A 6,919-nucleotide genomic window follows, 5' to 3' on the forward strand; every position below is an offset into this window, starting at 1 on the left:
ACAATTCGTCAAATAATAAAAGTGTTCGTAAAGTAGTTCATAGATAGATTTTGCTTGCTTAAGTTATTTCGCTTTCCTGTGGGAAAGGCTCTAAAGCAGTTCTTTGATTTTAATCATTAGAACTACTTACGTAAGTGTGTGAACATTTACGTTCCTTTTCCCCAGCAAAGAGATTTTCGTAATTCAACTATGTATCTCCAAATTACAATAAATTAGGCACTTCGTTAATTTAGTGAACATCACTAAACTAAATTAACGAGGTGCCTTATATATTATTAACTTATTCTTCTTCACCATTTTCATCATATTTCGTAACGCTACCGTCTGAGGTTACTATATATGATCCAGCTAATTCACCATTTTTATCAGTAAATGAGAAGCCCCAATCGCCGTCAGAATTTTTTTCTGGTTCTTTATAAGTGTATGTGTCTGTATCTAAGGTATGCCCTTCGTATGCTTCGACTTTATCAATGACATTATCGCGTGTCACCGTTTCATCACTTGAACTATTATCGTTATCTTCTGAGTTTGAACTATCGAAATCTTCAGGTTGTCTAGCTGTTTCTGACGTAATATGACTTGCTACCTTTTCAATTTCTGAATCTGACGCGTTCTTCATCTTCTTCGTTTGACCATTATTTAAAATTCGAGCAGTTTCTTGTTTAGAGTAGCCATCTTCAGTCCAACGATGATCTTGGAAATGACTTGGTACATCATAAAATGTGACTGTTCCATCATTATTATCTTTAAACGTAATGTGACCTAACGCATTAACAGACGGTGCTAATACGATCGTTCCCTCAGGGTACACCTCTGACGCATCTTCATTATATGAATTAATCGGTTTGCCCGACATATCTATAGGTTCATACGTATGGTCTTCTCCATTAAATATTTCATCCGCGTCATTTCGTGCTGTCAGCCACACTTTAGCAAAGTATTCTTTCGTATTTTTATCATTACTGTCGGCCGAATGCGTACTATTAGAACCGCCACTAATCGAAATTTGTTTTGCCACTTTCTTATAATCTGAATCTTTGCCATATTTATGATATAAATCTTTAACATCAAGTTCATATCCTAAGTCGGATTGAATAAATTGTTGATATTTGCCTATATTTTGCGTACCTATTACTGCTACTTTATCATCACTCACACCGATTAACGTCGCAAAGGATCCTTTGCCAGGTGAAGCACTATAAAATGTCATCCCTTCTGGTGCGTCTTCAACTGCTTCTCCAGTTGCTTGTAATTCGTATTTATCTATACTTTGTTGCCTTTTCCCAGTATTACTATTTTCAATGTATGAATGACGCTTTAAATCATTGGCAGTTATCGCTATATTAGACACACGGTCATCACTTAGCGCTAATGCCACTTTCTCTGCTTGATTTAAATCTTTAACACTGTTTACTGAATTCGCATCATTATTTTTCTTATTATTAGTACTATTATCAGATTTCGAATTACTATCGTTATTCGATTTATCCGTTTGTGATGATTTGTTATTATCGTCGGATGCTCCATTTCCAAGTCCAAAGTTACTTAAACTACAACCAGCTAATAACATTGTTCCAGTAAGCGCACCAATCATTAAATAATTTTTCTTCATTTCTCTCCACCCTTTAATCCCTTTGTAAAATAAATTGCGAAACGCTTGTAATTCAATTTATTTAATCAAATTACTTAATATGTTGACGAACAAATTTGCCAGCATATCCTTTGAAAGATTCTCCTCCAGAAGCTTCTTGCTTAGCATACATATCGGTAGCAGTACCACCTAAATTGTGTCCATACGTTCTCATACCGTACATTGTAGTATATTTGCTATTTAACATAGGCGAACCTGACGCACCTGATCTAAAAATGTCTTTCGTTTGAATTTCTGAACCATTAGGGGAAAATTGTGTTACGCGAAATTTACTAAGATATGGTTTCGTATTGTCACCATTAATTTTTGAGTAACCTAATGAATATAATGGTGTATTAAATTTCAATTTCTTAATTTCAGAATCTGTCGCAATACGCATTGGTTTAGCATACTTCGACATATTTTCTTTAGTGTGGACTATCGCAATATCATATTGCGGTACTTTAATCACTTCACTCGCATGAAAAGTATAAGGTATTGATTTACCATTACGATTCAATTGAAATTTAATATATTTTGGTGCTGCGGCTTTACCATATTTATCATCAATAACATGTCCATTTGTGACAAAAGTATGCGCTCCAATAACCGTGCCAGTACCCATTGAGTCTTGTCCTTTATATTCTGGAATCCCCACTTTCCAACCATTTAAATTCGAAACACGACCAATAGATTTCAAATTACTTTGGGATGCATTTGGATAATATTTGTTTGAAATTGAACTGTTACTGATCTTTTTAGCTTTTAAATATCCTGAGTACTCACCTGCATGTAAGCCATCATAATAATAGTTACCAACAGCTTGCGCTTCATCATGATGACTAGCATAACCAAACATCGTTGTTCCAATCACTACACTTGCAATAAATGTTTTACCAACTTTTGATTTCCACATATTATTCTCCTCAATACCTTTCTTTTATATAGCTATGTCACGACATACATCGCTCAATATAATAATTTTTCAATATTATTATATGATATTAGTCGGACAATATACGTCTTTAGACTTATTTTTTAATAAAACTTTAGACTTATTTTTTAATTTAATAACAAAAACAAAGTATTTTTTGTTTACAAAATAAATTGATAGAGGTAAACTGTAAAACATATTTAAAAAATATATTTATGGAGGGGTACTCAAGCCTGGCTAAAGAGGCCAATCATTTATGATTGGTAGGAGCTTTTTGCTCGCGTTGGTTCAAATCCTTCCCTCTCCGCTATTTCTAGACTGGAACGATGATCGTTTCAGTCTTTTTTATGATTTAAAGATCGTCCCAACTCGTTGCCATATAAAAAACGATTCCTACTAAGTCATTGACAATTGCTAGTGAGCAAGGTTACTATTTGTTTAAATTACTTTGAAAGAGATACGTTTTTCCACTTGAACTGTCCTTATCAATACATATTTTTTTACCTAGTTCTGCAAACGCTTTCTCTTTTCAAAAGAAAGGAAGGTCATTATGGAAGAAATTAAGGCGATATTTAGCAAATTGTTTGAATTCTTACCACGTGTAATTATTAATTTATTTATCTAACATGGATTCACTGATTTACATTTTCAAAAATTAAATAAAATAGAGGTGCTGTTTATGAAAACAAAAGAGAACCGATTTAGTATTCGTAAATTAAGCGTAGGTGCGTCATCAATTGTAGTAGCGACATTGCTATTCATGGGAGGTGGCTCAGCACAGGCAGCCGAGAAACAACAGGAATTGGGAACTCCTGATACGGCGTCAGCACAATCTATTGGGGATAATGACACACCAGAAGCTCAAAAGGGACAAGTTCAATCCGTTGAACAAGCAAAGCACAATGTGTCTCAAATTAAAAATGAAAATAACAATCAAACAAGCTTACATAATGAACTTCATCAAACGGATGCATCTAAGGATCATGTTTCTTCCAACGAGACGCATCAACCTTCTACTGAAGAATCTGAGAAGCCAGATTCAAATACAGACAATCAACACACAGAAGTGACATCAACTTCTCAACAAACACATTCAACTGAAACACCAACTTCTAAAACAACTACTAACGAAGTCACATCAACAGAACACGCAGCATCATTAGAACAAGATGAACGATCTTTACAATCATCTGAACCATCATCGAAGACGGATGATTTAACTAAGAAAGTGACACCACATACTGAACCACAAGTTAACCAAACATCTGAAACTAAACAAGCGGACTTAAATCAACCCCGTTCAAATACTGTTAAATCTAAGGATACAAGTGTGTCTTCAAATGACGTACATTCGAGCAAGAGTGGCGCAACTGAACAACAACAGTCAACGCAATCCACTCAATCAAAAGACGACAATCAACAAGCGTCATCACAACTAAAAGATAACCATCAAAGCGAGGCACTTAAAGCAACCACACCGTCACAGCAACAAACGATAACTAAAAAAGAGGCAACGGCAACTCAAGCATCACAAAATCTCAACACAGAAAAGGGCGATCATGCTAACATTTCTATTGATGCACAAACTAACCCTTTCAATAACGACAACCCTTCTAAGGAAGATAAAGATGCACAATCAGGGTTAAATACACTTAAAAATAATTCAGTCGCAACAACCAATACGCAATCTAAATCTCAAGCGGCAAGTGGCACAAAAGATCAAACTAATAAAGTTGCGAAACAAGCTCAGTATAAAAACCAAGATCCTATTATTTTAGTTCACGGCTTTAGTGGTTTTACTGATGATATAAGCCCATCTGTATTAGCACATTATTGGGGTGGCGATAAATTAAACATTCGCCAAGATTTAGAAGAAAACGGTTATGAATCTTATGAAGCAAGTATTAGTGCATTTGGTAGTAACTACGATCGTGCCGTTGAACTTTATTACTATATTAAAGGTGGAACGGTTGATTATGGGGCTGCACACGCTACCAAATATGGTCATGAGCGTTACGGCAAAACATACGAAGGTGTCTATAAAGATTGGCAACCAGGTCAAAAAGTCCATCTAGTTGGACATAGTATGGGTGGTCAGACCATTCGTCAATTAGAGGCATTATTAAGAAATGGTAATCCAGAAGAACAGGAATACCAACGTGTTCATGGTGGCGAAATTTCACCATTATACCAAGGTCAACACGACAATATGATTTCTTCCATAACGACGCTTGGTACGCCACATAACGGTACACATGCATCAGATTTATTAGGTAACGAGGCGCTTATTCGTCAAATTGTCTTTGACGCAGGAAAAGTACTTGGCAATAAAGATTCACGTGTAGACTTCGGTCTGTCTCAATGGGGTCTAAAACAACAACCGAATGAATCTTATATCGACTACGCCAAACGTGTTAAAGATTCTAAATTATGGCAAACAAAAGACAATGGCTTTTATGATTTAACACGTGAAGGCGCGACAAATCTTAATCGCCAAACATCTTTAAATCCAAATATTGTATATAAAACATACACTGGTGAATCAACACATGCGTCATTATTCGGACGTCAAAAATCAGATTTAAATTTATATTTCCCGTTCACCCTTACTGCTAATGTGATCGGCAAAGTAGCTGAAAAAGAATGGCGAGAAAATGATGGCTTAGTGTCTGTTATTTCGTCACAACATCCATTTAATCAAGCCTTTACTCAAGCTACAGATACGAATCAAAAAGGCATTTGGCAAGTCACTCCAACGAAACACGATTGGGACCACATCGATTTTGTAGGTCAAGACAGTTCTGATACGAAGCGTACTAGAGACGAACTACAACAATTTTGGCATAGTTTAGCCGATGATTTAGTTCAAAGTGAGTCGCTAACACGTTAGGCTTAACACATATTTCAATCTAACCGAAGGGAGGTCCTCTCATGTCTGGTACTGTGCTTCAATTAATAGGTTCTTTATTTAATATTTTGAAAGTCTTATTTTCATAAATAAATGACAAATCAAATAAGCACCACTTATCTTAAAAAGCATTTGCTTCTTAACATAGGTGGTGCTTATCATTTGTCGTTGATTGCCATTGTACTTGAAAGGTCTCTTGTTCATCATGATTATGTTAACCACGACTGACTATTTCGCACGCGCATTCATAGATTGTACGTTACTGGAGGCATTACCTGCAGTGGAGACGATTACTTTATCGATTGCGCCATTTGATTGATCTACCTTGTGCTGCAATTCACTATTTAGACCTAGCAAATTATTCGCTTGCGTTTCATCGCTATTCAACTCTTCCAAGCCATTGACAATCTCAGTCGCTAATACTTCACATGCATCGTCACTTTCAACATATACTTTTTCTTTTACAATACTTTCAATTGCTTCGATTAATTCTGATTTTTGAATTTGAATATCAATCATGACTATTACTCCCTTAAATTTTGTTGACATATCAAAAAATTTATGTCTTTAAATTTATACCCTTTTTAAGCATAGATATTCAAAATAGTATCTATCAAACAGCCCGAATCCCCCTATAACATCTAGCTCATTAAGCCCCTTGAAAGGCTTGATAAAGGCATTATACCTTAATTCAAAAGGAGAAAATACTTAAATTTTTAAATATGACAAATGTGTCATATTAATGAATATTGATATATTTTTCACTAATCAATCGTCTAACTTTTTCGGCACAAAAACAGCTGCTTCGCTATCATCTGGATAGTAAAATCCATTTGGCACGGTTTGTAATTCGATTAAGCTTCCCCACGGACTTTTCACATAAACGGTACAGTTACCTTCCTTATCTTCATATTTTGTATTCGCATGAGGCTCAGATATCGGCTGTCCACCAGCACGCGTTAACTGTTTAACAGCTTCATCAAAATGTTCTGCCCCGATATAAAATGAAATATGTGTAAAACCAATATCCTGTAATGATTGCGCTTGACCTTGATACAAGCCAAGTATGCGTTCAACCGTTTCTCCACCACGTGGCACGTCGTTCTTTCGTTGACTATCATAGGCAATCTTACCATTAAGGAGCCTGGGACATAAATAATATGATGGTGCTATTTTGCAAATTCGCAGTAGCTGACTGAACTGAAAATGCGCTTAAATCAAGCTTTTCTCAGTTCTAGTCATCCTTGCGGAGGTGAGCGGGGCCCCAACACAAAAAATCACGAAAGTGATTTTACAAGCTAAGCAAGTTGGGGTCGGGGCCCCAGCAAAGAGAATTTCATCAAGAAATTCTACAAGCAAAGCAAGCTGGGAGTGGACGACGAATTTAAAAAGAATTCTGTCCCACTCCCATTCAAGAAGCTGAAAAACTGGGAAAGATGAATAAAAA

5 protein-coding genes, 1 tRNA gene and 1 pseudogene are annotated in these 6,919 nt (G+C 35.9%); 2 read left to right on the forward strand and 5 right to left on the reverse strand.

Annotated features, from left to right (window positions below; genetic code table 11):
* Positions 1-280: 280 nt before the first annotated feature.
* Positions 281-1,156, reverse strand: a complete 876-nt coding sequence (locus KA858_RS13110) for a hypothetical protein (protein WP_481906473.1) — start codon at positions 1,154-1,156, stop codon at positions 281-283.
* A gap of 526 nt (positions 1,157-1,682) precedes the next feature.
* Positions 1,683-2,546: a trypsin-like serine peptidase gene (locus KA858_RS09955; protein WP_210135583.1), complete on the reverse strand. Its 864-nt coding sequence runs from the start codon at positions 2,544-2,546 to the stop codon at positions 1,683-1,685.
* Positions 2,547-2,781: 235 nt separating this feature from the next.
* Here KA858_RS09955 and KA858_RS09960 point away from each other — a divergent pair.
* Positions 2,782-2,871: transfer RNA gene (locus KA858_RS09960), tRNA-Ile, on the forward strand.
* 372 nt (positions 2,872-3,243) lie between these two features.
* Positions 3,244-5,454 carry a YSIRK-targeted triacylglycerol lipase gene (gene lip / locus KA858_RS09965; RefSeq protein ID WP_210135584.1) on the forward strand — a complete coding sequence of 737 codons (2,211 nt, stop codon included), beginning with the start codon at positions 3,244-3,246 and terminating at the stop codon, positions 5,452-5,454.
* Positions 5,455-5,700: 246 nt separating this feature from the next.
* Here lip and KA858_RS09970 read toward each other — a convergent pair whose 3' ends face one another.
* From KA858_RS09970 to KA858_RS09980, 3 genes and pseudogenes are all read right to left on the reverse strand, one after another.
* The gene (locus KA858_RS09970) at positions 5,701-5,991 is read right to left on the reverse strand and encodes a hypothetical protein (protein WP_210135585.1); all 291 of its coding nucleotides are present in this window, start codon (positions 5,989-5,991) and stop codon (positions 5,701-5,703) included.
* Between the two features lie 249 nt (positions 5,992-6,240).
* A pseudogene (locus tag KA858_RS09975) lies at positions 6,241-6,612 on the reverse strand (VOC family protein); the annotation flags it as partial.
* Positions 6,613-6,684: 72 nt separating this feature from the next.
* Positions 6,685-6,919: hypothetical protein (locus tag KA858_RS09980; RefSeq protein WP_210135586.1), on the reverse strand; the 235-nt coding region annotated here is incomplete at its 5' end.

Origin of the sequence: Staphylococcus sp. GDX8P80P (assembly GCF_017893095.1) — a bacterium.
Classification (GTDB): Bacteria; Bacillota; Bacilli; order Staphylococcales; family Staphylococcaceae; genus Staphylococcus; species Staphylococcus borealis.